2 protein-coding genes are annotated in these 683 nt (G+C 74.1%); both read right to left on the bottom strand.

All coding sequences use genetic code 11. The features are described 5' to 3' along the window. Window positions 1–171 precede the first annotated feature (171 nt). Window positions 172–393: a hypothetical protein gene (locus ABD323_RS43065; protein WP_344447485.1), complete on the bottom strand. Its 222-nt coding sequence runs from the start codon at window positions 391–393 to the stop codon at window positions 172–174. Beyond that, window positions 390–683 (bottom strand): hypothetical protein (locus ABD323_RS43060; RefSeq protein WP_344447484.1); only part of this gene is annotated, 294 nt, incomplete at its 5' end. The genes ABD323_RS43065 and ABD323_RS43060, both read right to left, overlap by 4 nt.

The raw sequence follows: 683 nt of genomic DNA, 5'->3' as shown, positions 1-683 counted from the left end.
GGCCCTGGAGGGCACGCGAGGCGAAGACCCCCTCGTGGCCGGGCCCGGGCGCGGCCAGGATCAGCGACTGCGCGACGCCGACCGAGCCGCAGCCGGTGGCGATGTGCTCGACCACCACCCGCTCCAGAGCGCTCGTCTGCTCGGCGGTCAGCACGCCCAGCTCCTGGCCGGTCACGGCCGGGCGCTCCGGCCGGGCAGGACAACACCGGTAAGCACCGGCGCCCCGAGCACCGTCAGCAACGGCGGGGGCTCCGGCTGCGGCTCGCGGCGAGCCGGCATCGGGCAGAGGTACCAGCCCGTGCCGTCGGGCCGCACCAGCTCCAGCGCGTTCACCGGATCCGTGATCCGCACGACCCGCAGGCCCAGCAGGGCCCGCAACCGACGGCCCGTCACGACGTCACCGCGGCCGGCTGCTCGGGCCCGGCGCTCAGGGCCGGCGCCTGGCTGGGCTCGTCGTTCGGCTTCGCCACGATCTCCAGGCCCTGCCCGGCCGCCCAGGTCCGCGCCTGGCGCTCGTCGCTCGCGGCGCAGTGGGCGTTGAAGTCGACGTAGCCGTAGACGTGGTAGACGATCGGGCCGAAGGTGAGGTTGACCGACAGGTTGCCCTCGGCGTCCGCCTTGGGGTCCAGGTCGTACCTCGTGGCGAACTCGGTGACGGCTTGGTTGGTCGCCAGAAACAGCAG

The sequence above is a fragment of the Kitasatospora nipponensis genome, from assembly GCF_039528135.1.
In the GTDB taxonomy this organism is placed as follows: Bacteria; Actinomycetota; Actinomycetes; order Streptomycetales; family Streptomycetaceae; genus Kitasatospora; species Kitasatospora nipponensis.
Note: the sequence above shows the minus strand (reverse complement) of the source record. Positions and strands in the feature narration are given on the sequence as shown.